Raw genomic sequence first — 20,499 nt, forward strand, 5'->3', positions numbered from 1 at the left:
TTCTCCTGACGGTTAGCGGCCGAGACCGGCTCGGTCGACTCGACGGTGGAAACGCATTCCGGCGAGCCCACCCAGAACGGCAGCGCCGAGAGCGACGATCAGAGCGAGGATCGCGGTGATGATTCCACCCGCCGTCAACTCGTCTGCTCCGGTCGGAATGCGGGGGAACGTGTTGAGGTCGGCGAGCACGTTGAACTGGCTGCCCGCAACCGCGCCGAGGATGGCGAGCACAATGGCAATCACGATCGCCCAGATCCACACCGCGATTCCCTGCTTCGCTCCGCTGAACCGGGCCATGCGCCCTGCGACATACCCGCCGCAGTAGTAGGCGATAAAGAGAATGACCAGAACGACGATGGCGTAAACGAACACTCCGCCCAACTGTGTGCTGAGCGTGCTCTCTGCGGCATCTTCGACGCCGCCGGAGACTCCGACCACGATTGCCGCGACCAGCGCGGTCAGGATGACAGTGAGTCCCATTGCGGTGAGCCAGCCGAAGAAGGCAGAGCCGAACTTCATTCCGCCGAAGCGTTCCTTCTCGCGCTCAATCACATTCTCGCGATACGACTTCTGTGATTCAGCCGGAACGGCACCGTGGGTTTGTGGTGCGGTGTCGCGATCGTAGGCCTCTGTGCGCCCGTCGCGATCCCGGTCTGCGGGAATGCTCATGATCGATGTCCTCTCTGGAGTGCTGCCACAAGTCAAGGCCCCGGCCGGTGAGAGGCGCAAGGGGTTGCGAATTGCCCTGCTCCTGAGTGAGGGCGCTAGCCGTAGATTAGGAACGTGACCCGCAGACAGCGCCCGGTGGTGCCCCTCCTCATCGGCATCGTGGCGCTTCTGGGCTTTGGTTCCGTCTGGGTCGCGACCGAAGAATCGCTCGCGCCGGCCTCAACGGTGGCGTGGTTCATTTCCGAGACGGCACTTGCCCTCGCCATCATTGTCCCGGCCATCTGCCTGTTCTTTGTGATCCGGGCTCTGCACGCCAGGCGGATGCAGGCGAGGGAAACCGCCGCGCCGCCCAGTGCCGGTATTCGACAGGGCAGCGAACTGCTGTGGGCGCTGTCGCACGGACTCCTTCCGCAAACCACGACGTCGAAAAATATTCGAACGGATGCCACGGAGCTGATCTTCCTCTCCCAGTCCGCGGTCGTTGGCCGGCACCGGCAGTCCGCCCCGAGTACGCGATCGCTCACCTCGTCGGCCCGAGCGTTGGCGTCTTCCGTGACTGGCTCTCCGGATACGCAGCGTCCCAACCGCTCGAGCGCGGCCTGGGCATCACTCGACGAGGTGGAGTTTGCCTCAACAGACCGCCGCTTCCTCGTCCGCCGCGGCGAGGAGACCATCGACGTTCCCTACGCCGACATCGAGGCCGTGCACCTCGTTCCCGGTGCCGTGGTGTTGAGGGTTCGCGCCGGTGCCCCCATGCTCATCCTGTGTGAGCATGCCGAGTCGATCGCCGTTCTCGCGGTCTGGGGTAGTGCGGGCGAGTCGGCGCTCAAGCGCCACCCGGATTTCACCGCGCTTCGTTCGTCCTGACCGCGGACCGACCGCGCTCGGCGGTGATGGCTCGCGGTGCTGCCGTTGACTTTCCCGGCTCAAACGCACACATCACGAGCGACTGGCGTTCGTGGTCGTCTGTCCCGTCGAGCTGCCCGATCAGCAGCTCGACGCCCCGACGCCCCAACTCGACGCTCGGTGCGCTCATCACGGTGAGTTCAGGTTCCGTCATGGCGGCCATCTCTCGCGAGGACGCGAGTGAGAGGATCGAGAGGTCCTCGGGCACGCTGATGCCGAGTCGGTGCAGCCCTGTGACGAGCCCGGGACCTGCGTGCTCATTCATCAGCAGAAGCGCCGTCAGATCGGGTGCTCCCTCCAGAAGAGCTGGTGCTGCGGCCCGGCCCGCGGCGGGGTTTTCGTCGCAGGTGGCCATAAAGGACGTCAGGCCGCGCTTGGTCATCTCGTCCTGATAGGCCTGGCGGATCCGGACAACCGGCCCGTAACCGCGTAGCGCCCCCCGACCGACGCCACCGTCAAGCAGACCGATGGAGGTGTGGCCCAGGCCGACGAAGTGGTCGACGGCCTGGGCCACGGTGTTTTCGAAGTCGATGTCGACGTAGTCGAGAGCGGACGGATCGGCGGTGCGTCCGATCAGCGCGAACGGGGTGTTCGACTTCTGCAGCTGATCCACCCGTGGGTCGTCAACCTGCACCTCCATCAGAAGCACGCCGTCCACGAGCCCGGTCGACGTGAGCTCATCGAGTTCCGCGTCGTTGCCGGCCGGCCACAACACCAGGTTGTAGCCGTGCTCACTTGCCGTGCTGGCCGCACTCGTGAAGAAGTCAACAACGGTTCCCCGGAAGCGGTGCTGCAGAGCGGGATAGAGCAGGGCGAGGATGTGTGTTCGCTTGCTGGCGAGAGCCCTTCCTACCGCGTTGCGACGGAATCCAAGCTCCTGCATCGCCGCTTCGACCCGGGCACGCGTGGCCGGCGAGACGGGCTTGCTGTTGTTGACGGTAAACGACACCGTGGCGATCGACACGTTCGCCAAACGGGCGACATCCTGCATGGTGGCCACGATGCTTCCTTCCGAGCCAAATCCCGCGCGCTCGTCCTCGAGCACACTCGACTCGAAGTCTTGCACAAACCGACGCTGTCTCCGGTCATGGGTCACGATCTGGTAAAGCGCTTAACTTTTCTCTTGACACCCTCGCTCAAGGGGCACAGAATCGGTGGAACACCTTCTCAGTTAAGCGCTTTACCGGAACATCGACGTCCCGACATTGGCAAGGGAGCCACTCATGAAGAAACGCAGACTAACCACGTTGCTGGCAATCGCCGCGATCACTCCTCTCGCACTCACTGCCTGCGGCAGCGGTGGGGGAGGCGCTAAATCGGGAGGGGACCCCGACACCCTCACCGTCCTCGACTATTACAACAACGAGCCCGACAAGACGCTCATTCAGGCGGCCATCGACAAATGCGCCGAAGCGCTCGATGTGAAGGTCAAGCGCGAAACGGTTCCGGGCAAAGACCTCATTCAGAAGGTCCTGCAGCGCTCGTCCTCGAAGACGCTGCCGGATGTGCTGATGCTCGACAACCCTGACTTGCAGGAGATCGCCGCAACCGGCGGACTCTCGCCGCTCAGCGACTACGACATTGACACCTCTGGCTTCGCCGAGGGCATCCTCGACGCGGCCACCTACGAAGACGAGGTCTACGGACTGGCCCCCACCGTCAACACCCTCGGCCTGTTCTATAACGAAGATTTGCTGGCGGCAGCGGGAATCCAGCCGCCCACAACGTGGGACGAGCTCAAGACGGCCGCGTCGGCACTGACGACGGGGGACCAGTATGGGCTCGCCTTCTCCGCCATCGCCACCTACGAGGGCAGCTGGCAGTTCCTTCCCTTCATGTGGACCAACGGCGGCGACGAAACCGAACTGGAAACCCCCGAGGTCGCCGAAGCACTGCAGTTGTGGGTCGACCTTGTTGACAGCGGAGCGTCGTCGAAGAGCGTCCTCAACTGGTCGCAGGCCGACGTGAAGGATCAGTTCGTTGCGGGAAAGGCCGCGATGATGATCAACGGCCCGTGGCAGATCCCGGCTCTGGCCGAAAGCCCCGACGTGAAGTGGGGCGCCGTGCAGGTTCCCGTGAACGAGATCGGCCAGACGCCCATTGCCCCGCTCGGCGGCGAGGTGTGGACAGTACCGGTGACCGGAAACGATGAGAAGCAGGGAAAGGCCGCGTCGTTCGTCGAGTGCATCTCGAGTGATGACAACCAGCTTGAGCTCGCCACCCAGCGGTTCACGGTGCCCACCAAGACGGCACTGGCTGACGAGTACGTGGAGGCGGTTCCCACCATGGAGGCGTTCACCGAACAGGTCGCAAATGCACGCTCGCGCACCGGCCAACTCGGCGAGGAGTGGCCCGAAGCCGCGACCGTCATTTACACGGCGATCCAACTTGCGCTGACCGGCCAGGCATCGGTCGAGGACGCATTCGCTCAAGCATCGGCTGGCTAACCCGCCTCGGCAGGGTGTTTCGACGCGAGCTCTGAAAGGTTTACAGATGTCACTGACACGTCTTCCCAGCGAATCGGCTCCGGCCGAGCGCGAGGGCGCGCCCCGTCGGAGCACCCTGCCCCCCAGCGAGAAACGCCGTCGGCTGCGGCGGCAGTTCTCGAAAGAGAACATCACCAAGGTCCTCTTTGTCGTTCCAGCGGCGCTGTACATCGTCTTGTTCTTTGGCTACCCCATCGTCAAAAACGTCGTGATGAGCCTCCAGGACTACACAACCAAGACGTTCTTCACGGGTGAGGCGCCCTGGGTGGGCCTCGACAACTACATCACCGTGGTGTCGAGCAACCTGTTCTGGCCGTCGTTGACGAACACCGCGCTCTTCACCATCGGTTCGATCATCGGTCAGTTCGTCATCGGGCTCGCGCTCGCCGCGTTCTTCAAGCGCCGATTCCCGCTCAGCAATTTCCTCCGGTCGATGCTGCTTCTTCCCTGGCTGCTTCCGCTCATCGTGGCGAGCGCGACCTGGCGGTCGATCCTCGACCAGGACAGCGGAATCCTCAACCGATTCCTCGGCACCTTCGGGCTCGACTCGGTGCCCTGGCTGACCAGCCCGTCCGTCGCGCTGACCGCCGTGATTCTGGTCAACATCTGGGTCGGGATTCCGTTCAACGTGACGATTCTCTACGGCGGTTTGCAGGACATTCCGGACGAACTGTACGAAGCCGGGGCGCTCGACGGAGCCACCGGGTGGAAGGCGTTCTGGCACATCACCTGGCCCAACCTGCGCCCGGTCGTCAGCGTGGTGCTGCTGCTCGGCGTGGTTTACACGCTCAAGGTGCTGGACATCATTCTCGGTCTCACCAACGGTGGGCCAGCGAACGCGACGCAGACGCTCGCGATTCGCTCCTACCAGGAGTCGTTCGTGAACTTCGAGTTCGGTGTCGGCGCCGCGTTCAGCAACATCCTCATTCTCATCTCCCTGTTGTTCGCGATCATCTACCTCCGCGCCAATCGGCGCCAGGTCGACGAGTAAGGAGCCGGACATGGCCATCGTCCCCGTTGTCCTGCCGCACGCGGCAGCCAGCCGCCGCCGACAGAAACAGAACACCCGGTCCGCCGGATACACCGCCCTCGGTATCGTCTTCCTGGCGATCATGCTGTTTCCGGTTTACTGGATGATCAACGCGTCACTGCAGCCGTCCGGCAACACACTGACCGCCGACATCTTCCCGTTCAACCCGAGCTTCGCCGGGTACGAAAAGGCGATCGCCGATCAGGGCGGCAACCTCGTGACGAGCCTGATCATCTCGCTCGGCACCGTCGTTCTCAGCCTGCTTATCGCTGCTCCGGCCGCATACGCCCTGGCGCAATTCCGCTTTCGATGGATCAACGTTGCGCTGTTGGCCATCATCATTTCCCAGATGATCCCGGGCATCGTCATCGCCAACGCGCTCTACGCCGCGTACAACGACCTCGGCCTGCTCAACTCGATTCCCGGGCTGATCCTCGCCGACGCGTCACACGCCATTCCCTTCGCGATCCTCATCCTTCGCGCGTTCATGATCGGTATTCCGCCGTCGATCGTGGAAGCGGCGCGCGTAGACGGCGCCGGCCTGGTGCGCGCATTCGTGTCGATCGTCGTCCCCATCAGTCGAAATTCGCTCATCACGGCTGGCCTCTTCGCGTTCCTGTTCTCATGGAGCGACTTCCTCTTCGCGTTGACCCTGACGACAACGGATGAGGTGCGGCCGGTGACGCTGGGCATCTACCAGTACCTCGGAACCCAGGTTTCGAACTGGAGCGCGGTGATGGCGACCGCCGTGCTGTCGTCGGTCCCGGCGATCGTGCTGCTCATTCTCGCCCAGAAGTACATCGCAGCGGGGGCAACCGGCGGCGCTGTGAAATAGGCCGCGTGCGTTCGCCGCTCGCCGGCATCCGCTCTTCTTTTCATTCACTTCACACAGGTAAGGAAACATCCATGTCGAACACCACCTCTCCGATCCGCGTCGTTGTTTGGGGCGAGAATCGCCACGAGCAAGAGCAGCCCGAAATCGCCGAAATTTATCCGGATGGTATGCACAACACCATCCGAGAGGGGATTGAGGAGAACCTCGGCTCTGCGGCCTCGGTCACCACAGTGACCCTCGATGACCCGGAGCACGGCCTCACTGACGAGGTGCTTCGGAACACTGACGTGCTCGTGTGGTGGGGTCACGCTGCGCACGGCGAGGTCAGCGACGAGGTTGTCGACCGGGTACACAGGCACGTTCTGGCCGGAATGGGACTCCTCGTGCTGCACTCGGGGCACTGGTCGAAGATTTTCGGCAAGCTCATGGGCACCTCGTGCACGCTGCGCTGGCGGTCGGAGCAGGATCGCGAACTCGTGTGGACCGTTGATCCCACGCACCCGATCACCCAAGGGGTCCCACACCCGTTCATCATTCCCCAGCAGGAAATGTACGGCGAGTTCTTCGACGTGCCCGCACCGGACGAGCTCATCTTCCTTTCGACATTCAGTGGGGGAGAGGTGTTCCGCAGCGGTATGACCTACAAGCGCGGCTTCGGCAAGATCTTCTTCTTCAGCCCCGGCGACCAGGATTACCCGGTCTACCACCAGAAGGAAGTGCGTCGGGTGATCGCGAATGGCGTGGAGTGGGCGGTGACCGTGCGGCCTGAGCGTACGGATCCGGAACTGTTGCGGTACGAAACCGAGGACTTCTACAACGGTCACGGCTATCAGGGAGCGATGGCCAATTGAGCGCAGTGTCGTTTCCTGTGATCGGCGGGAACCAGCCGATCCGCGTGGTGCAGGTTGGCGCCGGGGGGATGGGCCGTAACTGGATTCGCGTGTTGACCCAGTCGCCAGACGTTGAGCTGGTCGGTCTCGTCGACCTCAATGTGGCAGCAGCGGAGACCGCTCTGGAAGAGGCTGGGCTTCACGGTGTCATCGTCGGCACCAACCTCACTGAGGTCGCGACCGCCTCGAAAGCACAGGCGGTCGTGAATGTCACCATCCCGGCGGCGCATCACCCGGTGAACGTTGAGGCGCTCTTTGCCGGACTGCCCGTTCTGTGCGAAAAGCCGGTCGCGCCCACCGTCGCCCAGGGGCTGGCCCTCGCCGCGGCCGCGGAGGTCAGTGGGCAATTGCTGATGATCAGCCAGTCTCGCCGTTACTACCGCACGCTCGCCGCGTTCCGCGCGGACCTCGCGCGGCTCGGTGAGGTCGGGGTGGTCACGACGGAGTTCTTCAAAGCGCCGCACTTCGGCGGATTCCGTGAGGAGATGGAACACGTGCTGCTCGTCGACATGGCGATCCATCAGTTTGACGCCGTGCGGTATCTGCTCGATCGAGACCCGGTGTCGGTCTATTGCGAGGAGTTCAATCCCGGCTGGAGCTGGTACTCCGGCGACGCCGCAGCGACCGCGGTATTCGAGTTTGAGGGTGGCACCCGGTACGTCTACACGGGCAGCTGGTGTGCTGACGGGCTCGAAACATCGTGGAACGGCAGTTGGCGCGCGAATGCTGCGGGAGGATCTGTGCGCTGGGACGGCGAGGGCGACCCGGTCGTCGAGCGGGTGGCGGCCTCGGACCCGTCCGGAACCCCCGGTGGGTCGGTAACGTCTGATGTCGACAGCGGCGAGGCCGAGGAAATTGCCGGGGCGCTTGCCGAATTTGTGGCCGCGCTTCGCACGGGCGTCGTGCCATCGGGCGAGGTGCACTCCAATGTCTACAGCCTGGCGATGGTGGAAGCCGCCGTGCTCTCGTCGTCCACGGGCGCGAAGGTCCGGATCGCCGACGTGCTGGAGGCGGCATACGTCGACGCGGTACGAACCGAGGCTCGCACCGATGTGAGGGATGCGCTCGAGCAATGGGGGTCCCCGTTGGGGTGAGCGCGACGGAGGCGCCTTACTGCGGACAGAAAGCATCCGTTTTCGAAACATTCATGAAAACGAATAAAACTGACCGGTTCTTGTTGGCTTAAGTGACCGGTCGTTCGGGCCGGCCTTCGATGTGCCCCTCGCGGGCGTCAAGGAGAAATCATGGCTGAGAAGTTTGCAGGAAAGATCGCTGTCGTCACCGGTGGCGGCTCGGGAATCGGCAAGGCCGTCGCGACAGCGCTGGCCGCTGAGGGCGCGAGTGTCGTCATCAATGACCTGAAGCTCGAGGTGGCGCAGTCCGTCGTTGACGAGATCACGGCAGCCGGCGGGACAGCCGTTGCCATCGCCGGTGACGTCTCGAATGCCGATGACGTGAAGGCGGTTGTCGAGAAGGCGGTCGACACCTACGGCGGCCTGCACCTCGCTTTCAACAACGCCGGAATCGGCGGCCCGCAGGGACCCGTTGCCGACATCGACATCGCCGGATACCGCGCGCTGATGGGAGTCAACCTCGACTCCGTCTTCTACGGAATGCACTTCGAGGTACCCGCGATTCTCGCCGCCGGCGGGGGAGCGATCGTCAACACGTCGTCCATTCTCGGAGTCGTCGGTGACGCCAACGCGCTGCCGTATGTCGCCGCCAAGCACGGCGTCGCCGGAATGACCAAGGCCGCGGCGATCAGCTACGCGGATCAGGGCATCCGGATCAACTCGGTACACCCGGGTTACATCGACACCCCACTGCTTCAGGGTATGCCTGAGGAGGCATACAACGGACTGGTCGCCAAGCACCCGATCGGACGACTGGGTGCTTCGGAGGAAGTCGCCAAGGTCGTGCTCTTCCTGCTCTCGGACGACGCGTCGTTCGTGACCGGCTCGCAGTATCTTGTCGACGGTGGCTACACAGCCCAGTAATCGCGATCGGCGGGCGCGTGATTGGATGGAACCATGACGAACGCGCCCGCCCGAACCGAATCCGTCGCCGACTACATCGAGGACTTCGGTCGGTTCATCGCCGCGAGCCCGTCGTCGTATCACGCGGCCGCCGAGGTGGCCCGAAGGCTCGATGGTGAGGGTTTCACGCGGCTCAACGAGTCGGAGGACTGGCCGACCGGGGCAGGAAAACGCTACGTCGTTCGAGACGGAGCGGTGATCGCGTGGAGCCAGCCCAAGGCATCCGTTTCGACAACGCCTTTTCGAATTTTAGGTGCGCACACCGACTCGCCCGGCTTCAAGCTCAAGCCGAAACCGACCATCGGATCGCACGGTTGGCTACAGGCCGGCGTTGAGATCTACGGTGGGCCGCTCGTCAACTCCTGGCTCGACCGTGAACTCGAACTGGCGGGGCGGCTGGTCACCCGTGATGGCCGCGAGTATCTCGTGCGGACCGGGCCTTTCCTGCGGATCCCGCAACTCGCCATTCACCTGGACCGGGATGCGAACAGCGGGCTGACGCTCGACCGGCAGCGCCACACCACACCTGTTTTCGGTGTGGGTGACGCGAGCCAGGCCGACCTGATCGGCCATCTGGCCAAAATCGCCGGGATCGACGGCTGGGACGTCGCTGGCTACGACGTGCTGACCGCTGACACCCAGGAGCCACGCCGATTTGGCTTGGGGAATGGGTTCTTCGCGGCCGGGAGAATGGACAACCTCTCCTCGGTGTACGCCGGACTCATCGCTCTGCTCGATGCGCCGGACGACGCTGCCCAGATCAACGTGCTCGCGGCTTTCGACCACGAAGAGCTCGGCTCGAACTCTCGATCCGGCGCCTCGGGTCCGATGCTCGACGATGTGCTGTCTCGAATCGGCGCCGGGCTCGGCGCGACGGTGTCGGACAAGCTGCGGGCGTATGCCGAGTCGTGGTGCCTGTCCGCCGACGCGGGCCACTCGGTGCACCCGAACTACCCGGAAAAGCACGACCCGGTGAACGCTCCGGTGATGGGCTCGGGCCCGTTGCTCAAGATCAACGCCAACCAGCGCTACGCGACCGACGCCGCCGGTGCGGCGCTGTGGGCCCGAGCCTGCGCGGCGGTGGACGTCTCGTACTCCGAGTTCGTCTCGAACAACACTGTGCCGTGCGGCTCAACGATCGGCCCGCTGACCGCAACCCGGCTCGGCATCAAGGTGCTCGACGTCGGGGTGCCGCTGCTCTCGATGCACTCGGCTCGCGAACTCGCGCACGTGAACGACCTGGTCGGGCTGTCGCGGGCCATCGGGTCGTTCTTCGCCGGAGCCTGATCGGCCGGTGTCACCTCGATGCGCGATGGTCGCGCATGGATCCGGCTCACGCAAGCCCGAGGTGCCGTTCGGCTCACCTGCTTAGGCTGGATTCATGACCACCGAGCAGACCACGCCAGGCAGCTACGTCGAACCGGGTGAGGAGTACACCCGAGACACGAACTACATCGAGGACCGGATCACCCGTGACGGTCGCGACGGCTGGCCGGTCGAGGCTGGCCGCTATCGCCTCGTCGCGGCGCGCGCCTGCCCGTGGGCCAACCGCACCGCCATCGTCCGCCGGTTGCTCGGCCTCGAGGAGGCGATCTCTTTGGGGTTACCCGGCCCCACCCACGACGCCCGCAGCTGGACCTTCGACCTTGATCCGGACGGGCTCGACCCCGTTCTCGGCATCCACTGGTTGCAGGACGCCTACTTCCGGCGGTTCGCCGACTACCCGCGAGGCATCACCGTTCCGGCGATCGTCGACGTCTCCTCGGGCAAAGTCGTCACAAACAACTTCCCGCAGATCACTCTGGACTTCGAAACCGAGTGGACCGAGTTTCACCGTGACGGCGCTCCCGACCTCTACCCCGAGCACCTCCGCGCCGAGATTGATCAGGTCAACGATCTCGTCTTCCGTGACGTGAACAACGGGGTCTACCGTGCCGGATTCGCCGGCTCGCGGGAGGCATACGAGAAGGCGTACGACCGCCTGTTCGACCGGCTCGACTGGCTCAGCGACCGGCTCGAGAATCAGCGCTACCTCGTTGGCGACACGATCACCGAGGCCGACGTCCGCCTGTTCACGACGCTCGCCCGCTTCGATGCCGTCTACCACGGTCACTTCAAGTGCAACCGCAACAAGCTCACCGAGATGCCGGTGCTCTGGGCGTACGCCCGTGACCTCTTCCAGACCCCCGGATTCGGCGACACCATCGACTTCGAGCAGATCAAGCAGCACTATTACCTCGTCCACACCGACATCAATCCCACCGGCATCGTTCCGAAGGGACCGGATGCTTCGGGCTGGCTCACTGCGCACGGTCGTGAATCGCTCGGCGGACGTCCGTTTGGTGACGGGACTCCGCCCGGACCGCCGTTGCCTGCGGAGCGCGTTCCGGAGGCTTTCGGCGCCAAAACGAACCCCTTGCACATATAAGTGCCGCCTGATACGTTGTCCCTATGGACACCAATTCATCAGAACTGACAGAGGCAACCGGCGCCCAAATCGACGCGGTCACCCGAAAGCTGAGCCGTCGCGAAATTGACGGTGAAAACGGGCGAGTGATGACCATCTCGCAGACTTACCCCACGAGCCAGGCCGATCTCTGGAACGCCATCACCACCGGCGACCGCATCTCGCGCTGGCTCATGCCCATCACCGGCGACTTGAAACTCGGGGGGAGCTACCAGCTCGAGGGCAACGCGGGCGGCGACATTCTCGAGTGCGCCAAGCCACATACCCTCGCCATCACCTGGGAGTACGGCGGGGACGTCAGCTGGGTCACGGCTCGCCTCACCGGCGACGAGTCGTCGGCCACCCTCGAGGTCGAGCACTCTGCACTCGTCGACGACGCCGACTGGAAACAGTTCGGCCCCGGTGCCCTCGGCATTGGCTGGGACTCCATGCTCCTCGGCCTCGCCCTGCACCTCTCGACCGGTGCCAGCATGGAGCCCGCCGAGGCGATGGCTTGGGTGGAGTCCGAAGATGGGATTCGCTTCATGACCCGCAGCAGCGACGCCTGGCGCGACGCCAGCATTGCGGCAGGCGAGAAGAAGGTCGATGCCGACGCCGCGGCCGCCCGGTGCCTGGCCGCATACACCGGTGTCGGCCCGGACCCCGCCGAGGGCGTCGCCGGGTAGTGCACGCCTTCGATATCCTCGGCGATCCGGTGCGCCGTCGGCTACTTGAACTGCTCGCCGATGGCGAGCGACCAGCCGGTGACCTCGTCGCCCTGATCAGCGCAGAGTTCGGCATCAGCCAGCCCGCCGTCTCGCAACACCTTAAGGTGCTGCGGGAGCATGGGTTCACCACCGTGCGCGCCGATGGTCGGCGGCGCATCTACGCGATCGACGCCGAGCCGCTGCACGCCGTCGACGAGTGGCTCGAGCATTTCCGCGGCTTCTGGACGCAGCGACTGGATGCGCTGGGCACCGAGATTGCCCGCGGGCAACGACATCAATGAAAAATCGAAGACGGATGACGTCCCGCAATCGTGCGTGACGGCATCCGTTCTTCTGAGGCGGCCAATGTGGACCGAACCAGGTCCTAGCCGAAGAGGTCGGCGATCCAGCTTTCCTTCTTAGACTTGCGATACCCGTCGCGCTCGTCATAGCGCCGATCGTTATCGCGCCAGTCGTTGTCGCCGCGCTCACCATACTGAGGCGAGCGTGGGCGCGGGTTCTGCGAGTACTGCGGGGCGGGTGCTGCCGGCGCGCTCTTCGTGAACTCGTTCTCGGCTCGCTCAATGATCTTGTCGAGCTCGCCACGGTCGAGCCACACTCCGCGGCACTCGGGGCAGTAGTCGATTTCGACGCCGCTGCGCTCGCTCATGACGAGAGTGGCTGAATCGGTTGGGCACTTCATGATGTCCTCCAAGACGCGTTTGTGCCCATCCTAGGAGGGGAGTTCCGGCTCATCCTGAGAGCACCTGGTGTCCTGTGATCGCGTTTGCTGGCATCGATGCATTTCTCAGAATCGCAACGGAGGTCACCGTAGGCTCGAGGCATGCTCCGTCGAATCGTCCCGCTCGTCGCCCTGCCGTTTTTCGTTGTGCTTGCGGGGTGCAGTGCCGTTGGTGATGCCGCTTCCGACATTGCGGGGCAAGCTGCGTCTTCGGCCGGAGAGGCCGCCGCACGTGAGCTGCAGAACCAGATCTGCACCACGATTGACGACGGTCGGGTCAGCGATCAGGACCGCGACGTTCTTGTAGGTCTTCTCTCCGCGGCCGAGGCGGCTGGGATCGCTACCGACATTCTGACTCCACTCACCACCATCACCGGTGGGGGCGACCAGGTTCCGAGCGAGGCGGTTAATGATCTCTTCGAGGCGTGCGGTGTTGGAGCGACTCCAGCGCCTAACTAGCCGATGAGGCCGCTGGCGCCAGTGAATCCTCGATCACCGAGATAATCTCGGGAGCGTCGGGAACCGTCGTCGGTCGAAAGCGGTGCACGGTGTCATCGGGAGTGATGACGAACTTCTCAAAGTTCCACTTCACCTTGCCGGCCTTGCCGTTTGCATCAGGAGTCTTCGTCAGCTCCTCGTAGAGCGGGTGAGCGCCCTTGCCGTTCACCTTAGTCTTCTCGAACAGGGGGAAGGTGACGCCGTGGTTAATGCGGCACGCCTCTTCGAGTGCCTCGCCGTCGCCGGGCTCTTGGAAGAACTGGTTGCTCGGGAATCCCAGGACGATGAAGCCGCGGTCCCGGTACTTCTGGTACATCGCCTCGAGGGTGTCGTACTGCGGCGCAAGGCCGCACTTCGAGGCGACGTTGACGACGAGAACCACCTTGTCGGCGTGCTCTGCCAGGGTCGTGGTGGCGCCGGAGATCGTGGTGAGAGGAATATCGCGGATGCTCATGGCTTGAGAGTACGACCGGAGGCTGGAGGTTGGCTGCGTCTTCTTGCAGTTCCTGCATGTTTGGTTGCATGGGTATGTGGGAGGTGCACGCCGGGGCTCCCGCCGATGCGTCATAGGGTGCTCAGAGCTGGGGCACTGCCGATTCTTGGATTCCTTGACATCGACGAGCCGCCGCGCAGACTTGCAGAAGGGCTGAGGGAACACCTCTCACTGACAAAGGAAATACCGTGCGCGCACTTGTGGTCTACGAATCCCTCTGGGGCAACACGGGACAGGTTGCCCGGGCAATTGCGGACAGGCTGGGATCGACAGCGACGGTCGACGTGGTGGATTCCGATGCAGCACCGGCAACCGTCGACGGGTACGACCTCGTTGTTGTTGGCGGACCGACGCACGCCTTCTCCATGACGCGCCCCGCAACCCGTGCCGAGGCTGTCACCAAACACGCGGCACCCCACCAGCCCGCCCGCGGAATCCGGGAGTGGCTTGATCAACTGGAGCGGCCCAGCACGCCGATTGCCGCCATCGCCTTCGACACCCGCGTGGACTCGCCGAGGTTGCCCGGCTCGGCGGCGAAAGCGATGAGACATGAACTGCGATCGCTCGGTTTTGAGACGATGGTAAAGCAGGAGACCTTTCGGGTGCATGGTTACGAAGGGCCACTCTTGGACGGTGAACTGGCCCGCGCTGCAGGGTGGGTGGACGCGGTCGTGTCGACGGTAGCCCGCTGACGCCCCTCGAGCCGAGGAGGTTCGCGCGCCTCAGGCGAATCTAGGATGAGGAGCATGCCCGCTCCCGTCATCTTCGTCCACGGTCTCCGCACATCGGCGACACTCTGGCGGCACCAGGTCGAGGAGCTCACCGCACACGGCATTCCGGCCATCGCGATTGACCTGCCCGGCCATGGCACGCGCATCGGCGAACGTTTCACCCTCGAGGCGGCGCTGCAATCGATCGATGATGCAGTGTCGGCCGCCGAGGCATCCGGAAATCAGCCCTATCTCGTGGGGTTTTCGCTCGGCGGCTATCTCGCCATCGAATGGGTCGCGCGAAACCCGGGGAGGGTCGCCGGACTGCTCGCCGCCGCGTGCGCGACCGTGCCGCATCCGATCGTGATGCACACCTGGCGCGCTCTGGCGAAGGGGATCCACGCGTTCCCGGACCGGGGGCGCGCCCTGAACGACTTCACCGTGCGACTGTTTGTGCCGCAGCCCGGCGCCACCGACGTGATTTCGGGTGGTGTCGCGCTCGAGGTGATGGACGACGTGCTGCTCTCGTTGCTGACACTGCGCCCGGTCGAACGCCTCGCCGAGATTGACGTTCCCGTGCTCTTCGTCAACGGTCGGTTCGACCACGTGCGCGCACACGCTCGCCGTTACCTCGCGGCAACTCGAAACGCTCGTCTGGTGACGGTGCCGGGCGCGAGTCACATGGTCAGTGTCGTGCGTCCGGCCGAGTTCACGGCAGCGCTGCTCGACGGCTACCGGGAGGCAACCGCCTCGGTCTGAGAGATGATCGGCTACCGCGCCGACCAGCCGCCGTCCATCGTGTAGCTCGCGCCGGTCACCATTGCGGCGTCGGGTGACGCCAGCCAGCCGATCAGCGACGCAACCTCGGCCGGCTCCACCAGGCGTTTGATCGCGCTCTCGGTGAGCATGATCTTCGACAGCACCTCGTCCTCCGGGATGCCGTGCACCACGGCCTGATCCGCAATCTGTTTCTCGACCAGGGGAGTGCGCACATAACCCGGGTTGACGCAGTTACTCGTCACCCCGTGCTCGCCGCCCTCAAGGGCCGTGACCTTGGAGAGCCCTTCGAGCCCGTGTTTCGCGGTCACGTAGGCACTCTTGAATGGCGACGCCCGCAGCCCGTGCACACTCGACACGTTGATGATCCGGCCGAACCCCTGTGCGTACATGCTCGGAAGTGCTGCCCGGATGAGGAGGAACGGCACCTCGAGCATGAGCGTCAGGATGCGGCGGAAGTCCGCCGGGTCGAATTCCTCGATCGGGCTCACCTTCTGGATGCCCGCGTTGTTCACAAGGATGTCGATTCCGTCGAGTGCTGGAGCGAGCGCGGCATCCGAGACGGCACTCGGGTCCAGAAAGTCGACCACCCAGCTGGAGCCGGAGATCTCCTTGCTCAGCTGCTCGGCGGCGTCGCGGTCGCGGTCGGCGATCACGACGTGAGCACCGCGGTCCGCCAGCGTTCGAGCGACAGCTGCGCCGATCCCGCTGGCGCCGCCGGTGACGAGCGCCCGTTTGCCGGCGAGCGGCCGGGGGAACGACACCGTATCGGGCGCGGGGTTGGGAATGTCGGTCATCGAGAGTCCTTCACGAAGTTCAATTGCGGATGCTTCGGGCACGTTCCGGTCGGCGCTGAGGTCGTCGATCGGAAACGCGCCCGTCCTACTTCTCGGTGGGCACGGTCACCGGTTCGAGACCGTGCTTGCGAGCGTCCTCGGCGTCGACCTCGAACAGTGAAGCTCCACGGGTTTCCTTGAGTGTGATCACGGCCACAGCCGTGATGGCGCAGGCGATAATGAGGTAGATCGCCACGGGTACCCACGACTCGAAGCGCTGAAGCAGGGCCGTTGCGATGATGGGGGCGAGCGATCCCGCGAGGATCGAGGTGACCTGGTAACCGAGGGAGACACCCGAGTAACGCATCCGGGTTGGGAACATCTCGGCCATGATTGCGGGCTGGCCAGCGTACATCAGGGCATGGAAGCAGAGTCCGATAGTGATGGCAGCAACGATGAGCACCGGGTTGAGGGTGTCAAACATCGGGAATGCGAAGAACGCCCAGGTTGCGCCGAGGATCGCTCCGGCGAGGTAGACCGGCTTGCGGCCGAAACGGTCCGAGAGGCGACCCACCTGCGGGATGACGAGGAAGTGCACGACGTGCGCGATGAGGAGGGCGAGCAAAAGCTGGCTGGTGTCGTACTGGTGCACGGTGACCAGATAGACAATTGAGAAGCTGACGATGATGTAGTACAGGATGTTCTCGGCGAAGCGGAGGCCCATGGCGCTGAGCACACCGCGCGGGTACTTCCTGACGACCTCGCCGACGCCGTAGCTGATGGCCTTCTCCGCCTCAACCTGGGCGCGAGCCTCGAGGAAGATCGGTGCTTCGGAGACGTGCGTGCGGATGTAGTAGCCAATGACAACGATCACGGCGGAGAGCCAGAACGCGATACGCCAGCCCCAGCTCATGAACTGGTCTTCCGGCAGGATCCATGAGGTGGTGAGGAGCACGAGGGTGGCGAGGAGGTTTCCGACCGGAACAGCGGCTTGAGGCCAGCTGGACCAGAATCCCCGGGACTTGTTGGGGCTGTGCTCGGCAACGAGCAGGACGGCTCCGCCCCACTCGCCGCCGACGGCGAAGCCCTGAATGAAGCGCAGGATCACGAGGAGCGCCGGTGCCCAATACCCGATGGAGTCGAACCCGGGGAGGCAACCCATCAGGAACGTGGCGACACCGACGAGAATGATCGTCACCTGCAGGGTGTGTTTGCGGCCCAGTTTGTCGCCGATCTGGCCGAAGACGATCCCGCCAAGCGGGCGAGCGATGAAACCAACGGCGTAGGTCAGGAAGGCAGCAATGATGCCGTCCAGCTGGCTACCAGCGTTCGGAAAGAAGAACGCGCCAAACACCAGGCTCGCCGCGGTGGCGTAAAGGAAGAATTCGTACCACTCGACGACGGTGCCGACCATGGATGCGGCGACGATCTTTTTCAGCCCGGACTTCTCGGTGGGCTCGCCTCTCCGTGTGGAAACGGCTGGGCTGGGAACACTCATTGTCTTCTCCTTTGTGTCTGCACTGACACGAACGGTTCCGGCGCGCCGCATCCGGGGAGGAGCGCGGCTGTATCGAGTATTCGCGCTGGTTCAGGCGGTCACAATGACCAAGTCAACACACCGCGTGTGCATAATTGCAGACATGGCCGCCTCTCCACCACCGACACGCACGCCGAACCCCGACGACCTGCTTGTCCTGCTGGCGGTCGCCCGGACCGGTCGCTTCACCACCGCGGCGGATGACCTGGGCATCAACCACACCACTATTTCGCGTCGCATCGCCGCGCTGGAGCGCGATCTCGGCGGTCGTGTGCTGTCACGAACGGCAGGGGGCTGGGAGCTGACGGAGCTGGGAACACAGGTCTTCGCCGCCGCTGAACGGGTCGAAGCCGCCGTCGCAGCGTTGGCGGAACCGAGCGGGACTCCCGCCGGGCTGTCCGGTGTTGTGCGGATGTCGGCGACCGACGGATTCAGCGCATACATCGCCGTTCCCGCGATCGCCGAGTTGCAGCGCCGCCATCCCAAACTCAACGTCGAAATCATCACGGTGACGCGTCCCGCTCTGCAAAACCGCTCAGGACTCGACATTGAGGTAGTGGTCGGAGAGCCGCACGCGCACCGGGCTGAAGCGATTCGGCTGGGGTCGTACATTCTCGGGATGTACGCCTCCCAGGCGTGGCTCGAGGAGCATGGCACGCCCGCGTCCCCTGCCGCGTTAATGGAGCATCCGCTCGTCTATTTTGTCGATTCGATGCTGCAGGTTGACGCTCTCGACATGCCGAGACGGCTGGTGCCGGGGATGAGGGACGCGCTCACGTCGACCAATGTTTTTGTGCACGTCGAAGCCACCCGGGCAGGCGCTGGAGTGGGATTTCTGCCGTGCTTCATGGCCGACCAGCACGACGACCTTGTGCGGTTGCTGCCCGAGCACTTCCGTGAGGAACTACCGTATTGGATGGTGTTGAGGCCCGATTCACTTCGACAGCCCGCCGTTGCCGCCGTCGCCGATGCGCTTCGTGCGCGAGCCGCCGCGTTCAAACCGCAACTGATGGGTGCGGACTAGGTCGCTGACTTGCTACGGTGACAGCCAACGAAGAGGAGTGACCATGTCCTTTCAGGCATACCTCGACACCATTGAGGACAAGACCGGGCTTACGCCGCGCCAGCTCGTCGAGATTGCTCACAGCAAGGGTTTCGAGGGTGAGTCCGTCAAAGCAGGCGAGATTCTCGAGTGGTTGGGAACGGACTACGGGCTGGGCAGGGGCCACGGCATGGCGCTCGTGCACGTCATTAAGAAGGGTTCGCAGATCGACGCGAAGTTCGTTGGGACGACCGGAACCCATCGCGACGAGTCGGACATGCTCTGGCTCGACGGCAAGGCGACCAAGCCCGCGTAAACCGCGTTGCCGCGGCTCTCAGCGGGTCGTCCTAATTCAGGGGAGCTGCGCTCAAGCTGCGGGTGACACCGCCGCGGCTAGTGCACTGCTCAGTCGACGCAACTTCGGGATCGGAATCCGGTAGTTGATGGCCACGGCGGTTCCGGTGCCGTCGTCATGGGACCACCGGAGGAGTGCCTTGTCCTCGCGCAGGTCGCCTTCCAGGACCTCCGGATCACCGGCCAGGGGCAGGTATCCGCTCGCCTTGAGGCTCAGCCCAAACTGCTCCGTCCAGAAGTACGGCTGGAAGCTGAGTTCGGGAGCGTCATTGCCGCGCACCAGGGTCAGCGCGGCAACCTTGCTCTGCTCGATCGCGCTGGTCCACAACGGCACCCGGCGGATGCCACGGGCGGTCGGGAATGCAGCAACGTCTCCGGCAGCGACGATATCCGGGGCGACCCGACCGCGACTGTCCACCCTGAGTGCAGCGCCGAGGAGAAGGCCGCTCGACTGCAACCACTCGGTGTTGGGCAGGTCTCCGACCGCACTGATGACCAGTTCGGCTTCAAGGCTCGAGCCGTCGGCGAGAACTACCCGCGAGTGCGCCTCCCGGTGATGCACCTCGCGTGCTGGCGACGTGGCAATCGTCAGGCCTCGCCGACGCGCGGCCGCAAGGAAGTACTCCGAGAGATGAGACCCAAGCTGACGGACGAGCGGCGGATCGCTCGACACCAGCGTCACGGCACATCCCGCGTCGAGGCAGCCGGATGCGATTTCCATCCCCAGGGCGCCGCCACCGAGAACGACAACCGACGGCTGCGTCGCGATTCGCTGCCGGAGCACGAGCGCATCATCGAGCGTGCGGAGCGTCAGTTCGCGCTCCGCCTCGCCTGCGTCGCCGGAACCCAGTCGTCTGGCCCGTGACCCTGAGGCGATCACCAGGGCGTCGTACGGAACCTCGCTTCCGTCTGCCAGTCCAACGACTTTGTTGTCAGTGTCGAGGCTCGACGCGCTGACCCCGAGAATTTCGGAGGCTTCATGGGTGGGAGCTGGCAGGTGATGCGACGTCATCTCACCGTCGTCGAGAAGCGCGGCTTTCGACAGCGCCGGTCGGCTGTACGGCGGGTGATATTCGTCACCGATGATTGTGAGTTCACCGTCGAAACCGGCTGTTCTCAACGAGTCGCTTGCCGTGAGGCCGGCAATGCCGTTGCCGACCACGACGATCCGGTGTGGAGTTGCCGTGGTCATTCGAGGCGCAGCGCTGCAACCGGGCAGACCCGCACGGATGCCTTGGCGCTATCCAGATCGTTCTCAGTGATGTCCTCAATGTCGAGGATCAATTCGCCCTCGTCGTCGAGGTGCATGAGCCGCGGTGCGGCCTCCTCGCAGAGTCCATGGCCTTCGCAGCGTGGGCGGTCCAGGATGATTTTCATGATGCCTCCGTACCTCGACACGGCGGCATTGTCGCGTCGACTCCAGCAAGCTTCGCCCGGCTTCCGAACCTCGTCAAATGAAGATTCCACATCGAGTACATGCACGGTTCGAATACTTCATGCCTTACGCTATTCGCGGGACGACGATGACCTGTGCTTGCGTCGCCGTCTGACATCCCCGAGATGAA

The 20,499-nt window shown here is 64.1% G+C and carries 24 protein-coding genes; 16 read left to right on the forward strand and 8 right to left on the reverse strand.

The genetic code is table 11. From position 1 onward, the window contains the following. Window positions 1-12: 12 nt before the first annotated feature. A complete protein-coding gene (locus tag L1277_RS05590; protein ID WP_253375378.1) occupies window positions 13-669 on the reverse strand; it encodes a hypothetical protein in 657 nt (218 codons plus the stop codon). 114 nt (window positions 670-783) lie between these two features. On the opposite strand from L1277_RS05590, the gene L1277_RS05595 reads away from it, so the two are divergent. Continuing rightward, the gene (locus L1277_RS05595; protein ID WP_253375379.1) at window positions 784-1,536 is read left to right on the forward strand and encodes a hypothetical protein; all 753 of its coding nucleotides are present in this window, start codon (window positions 784-786) and stop codon (window positions 1,534-1,536) included. Here the strand turns inward: L1277_RS05595 and L1277_RS05600 are convergent. Further along, a complete protein-coding gene (locus L1277_RS05600; RefSeq protein WP_253375380.1) occupies window positions 1,514-2,641 on the reverse strand; it encodes a LacI family DNA-binding transcriptional regulator in 1,128 nt (375 codons plus the stop codon). The two genes, L1277_RS05595 and L1277_RS05600, sit on opposite strands and share 23 nt — an antisense overlap. A gap of 157 nt (window positions 2,642-2,798) precedes the next feature. Between L1277_RS05600 and L1277_RS05605 the strand changes: the two genes are divergently transcribed. The 10 genes from L1277_RS05605 to L1277_RS05650 all read left to right on the forward strand — a co-directional run bounded on the left by L1277_RS05605 (window position 2,799) and on the right by L1277_RS05650 (window position 12,307). Next, a complete protein-coding gene (locus tag L1277_RS05605) occupies window positions 2,799-4,022 on the forward strand; it encodes an ABC transporter substrate-binding protein (RefSeq protein WP_253375381.1) in 1,224 nt (407 codons plus the stop codon). A 46-nt stretch (window positions 4,023-4,068) separates the two neighbouring features. Continuing rightward, the gene (locus L1277_RS05610; RefSeq protein WP_253375382.1) at window positions 4,069-5,052 is read left to right on the forward strand and encodes a carbohydrate ABC transporter permease; all 984 of its coding nucleotides are present in this window, start codon (window positions 4,069-4,071) and stop codon (window positions 5,050-5,052) included. A gap of 121 nt (window positions 5,053-5,173) precedes the next feature. Continuing rightward, window positions 5,174-5,926: a carbohydrate ABC transporter permease gene (locus L1277_RS05615; RefSeq protein ID WP_253375908.1), complete on the forward strand. Its 753-nt coding sequence runs from the start codon at window positions 5,174-5,176 to the stop codon at window positions 5,924-5,926. 71 nt (window positions 5,927-5,997) lie between these two features. Next, the gene (locus L1277_RS05620; protein WP_253375383.1) at window positions 5,998-6,777 is read left to right on the forward strand and encodes a ThuA domain-containing protein; all 780 of its coding nucleotides are present in this window, start codon (window positions 5,998-6,000) and stop codon (window positions 6,775-6,777) included. 5 nt (window positions 6,778-6,782) lie between these two features. Continuing rightward, entirely contained in the window at window positions 6,783-7,910 is a 1,128-nt protein-coding gene (locus tag L1277_RS05625; protein WP_253375384.1) for a Gfo/Idh/MocA family protein, read from the forward strand. Window positions 7,911-8,060: 150 nt separating this feature from the next. Continuing rightward, a complete protein-coding gene (locus tag L1277_RS05630; protein ID WP_253375385.1) occupies window positions 8,061-8,813 on the forward strand; it encodes an SDR family NAD(P)-dependent oxidoreductase in 753 nt (250 codons plus the stop codon). A 33-nt stretch (window positions 8,814-8,846) separates the two neighbouring features. Continuing rightward, on the forward strand, window positions 8,847-10,139 hold the full coding sequence (locus tag L1277_RS05635; RefSeq protein WP_253375386.1) for a M18 family aminopeptidase: 1,293 nt from the start codon (window positions 8,847-8,849) through the stop codon (window positions 10,137-10,139). A gap of 94 nt (window positions 10,140-10,233) precedes the next feature. After that, window positions 10,234-11,280, forward strand: coding sequence for a glutathione S-transferase family protein (locus tag L1277_RS05640; RefSeq protein WP_253375387.1), 1,047 nt, complete (start codon window positions 10,234-10,236; stop codon window positions 11,278-11,280). 23 nt (window positions 11,281-11,303) lie between these two features. Then, window positions 11,304-11,984, forward strand: a complete 681-nt coding sequence (locus L1277_RS05645; RefSeq protein ID WP_253375388.1) for an SRPBCC family protein — start codon at window positions 11,304-11,306, stop codon at window positions 11,982-11,984. Then, window positions 11,984-12,307 carry a helix-turn-helix transcriptional regulator gene (locus L1277_RS05650; RefSeq protein WP_253375389.1) on the forward strand — a complete coding sequence of 108 codons (324 nt, stop codon included), beginning with the start codon at window positions 11,984-11,986 and terminating at the stop codon, window positions 12,305-12,307. The genes L1277_RS05645 and L1277_RS05650 overlap by 1 nt, the downstream gene beginning before the upstream one ends. Before the next feature lie 83 nt (window positions 12,308-12,390). Here the strand turns inward: L1277_RS05650 and L1277_RS05655 are convergent, their stop codons facing one another. After that, window positions 12,391-12,708 (reverse strand): zf-TFIIB domain-containing protein, encoded by a 318-nt coding sequence (locus tag L1277_RS05655; protein WP_253375390.1) that lies wholly within the window; start codon window positions 12,706-12,708, stop codon window positions 12,391-12,393. A 141-nt stretch (window positions 12,709-12,849) separates the two neighbouring features. Here L1277_RS05655 and L1277_RS05660 point away from each other — a divergent pair, with 141 nt between their 5' ends. Next, a complete protein-coding gene (locus L1277_RS05660) occupies window positions 12,850-13,206 on the forward strand; it encodes a hypothetical protein (RefSeq protein ID WP_253375391.1) in 357 nt (118 codons plus the stop codon). Here the strand turns inward: L1277_RS05660 and L1277_RS05665 are convergent. Beyond that, window positions 13,199-13,699 carry a glutathione peroxidase gene (locus L1277_RS05665; RefSeq protein ID WP_253375392.1) on the reverse strand — a complete coding sequence of 167 codons (501 nt, stop codon included), beginning with the start codon at window positions 13,697-13,699 and terminating at the stop codon, window positions 13,199-13,201. The two genes, L1277_RS05660 and L1277_RS05665, sit on opposite strands and share 8 nt — an antisense overlap. Before the next feature lie 227 nt (window positions 13,700-13,926). On the opposite strand from L1277_RS05665, the gene L1277_RS05670 reads away from it, so the two are divergent. Continuing rightward, window positions 13,927-14,430: a flavodoxin domain-containing protein gene (locus L1277_RS05670; protein ID WP_253375393.1), complete on the forward strand. Its 504-nt coding sequence runs from the start codon at window positions 13,927-13,929 to the stop codon at window positions 14,428-14,430. 54 nt (window positions 14,431-14,484) lie between these two features. Next, window positions 14,485-15,207 carry an alpha/beta fold hydrolase gene (locus tag L1277_RS05675; RefSeq protein WP_253375394.1) on the forward strand — a complete coding sequence of 241 codons (723 nt, stop codon included), beginning with the start codon at window positions 14,485-14,487 and terminating at the stop codon, window positions 15,205-15,207. 11 nt (window positions 15,208-15,218) lie between these two features. On the opposite strand, the gene L1277_RS05680 is transcribed toward L1277_RS05675, so the two are convergent. Together L1277_RS05680 and L1277_RS05685 are read right to left on the reverse strand one after the other, a co-directional pair. Further along, window positions 15,219-16,022, reverse strand: a complete 804-nt coding sequence (locus tag L1277_RS05680; RefSeq protein ID WP_253375395.1) for a 3-hydroxybutyrate dehydrogenase — start codon at window positions 16,020-16,022, stop codon at window positions 15,219-15,221. 85 nt (window positions 16,023-16,107) lie between these two features. Next, window positions 16,108-17,499 carry an MFS transporter gene (locus tag L1277_RS05685; protein ID WP_253375396.1) on the reverse strand — a complete coding sequence of 464 codons (1,392 nt, stop codon included), beginning with the start codon at window positions 17,497-17,499 and terminating at the stop codon, window positions 16,108-16,110. Window positions 17,500-17,641: 142 nt separating this feature from the next. Between L1277_RS05685 and L1277_RS05690 the strand changes: the two genes are divergently transcribed. Both L1277_RS05690 and L1277_RS05695 read left to right on the forward strand, forming a co-directional pair. Next, window positions 17,642-18,562 carry a LysR family transcriptional regulator gene (locus tag L1277_RS05690; protein ID WP_253375397.1) on the forward strand — a complete coding sequence of 307 codons (921 nt, stop codon included), beginning with the start codon at window positions 17,642-17,644 and terminating at the stop codon, window positions 18,560-18,562. Between the two features lie 43 nt (window positions 18,563-18,605). After that, window positions 18,606-18,896 carry a DUF4287 domain-containing protein gene (locus L1277_RS05695; protein ID WP_253375398.1) on the forward strand — a complete coding sequence of 97 codons (291 nt, stop codon included), beginning with the start codon at window positions 18,606-18,608 and terminating at the stop codon, window positions 18,894-18,896. Between the two features lie 51 nt (window positions 18,897-18,947). Here L1277_RS05695 and L1277_RS05700 read toward each other — a convergent pair whose 3' ends face one another. Further along, complete coding sequence (locus L1277_RS05700; protein WP_253375399.1) at window positions 18,948-20,126, reverse strand: NAD(P)/FAD-dependent oxidoreductase; 1,179 nt, start codon at window positions 20,124-20,126, stop codon at window positions 18,948-18,950. After that, entirely contained in the window at window positions 20,123-20,311 is a 189-nt protein-coding gene (locus L1277_RS05705) for a ferredoxin (protein ID WP_253375400.1), read from the reverse strand. The genes L1277_RS05700 and L1277_RS05705 overlap by 4 nt, the downstream gene beginning before the upstream one ends. Window positions 20,312-20,499: the final 188 nt, after the last annotated feature.

The sequence above is a fragment of the Okibacterium sp. HSC-33S16 genome, from assembly GCF_024171565.1.
Lineage (GTDB): Bacteria > Actinomycetota > Actinomycetes > Actinomycetales > Microbacteriaceae > Mycetocola_A.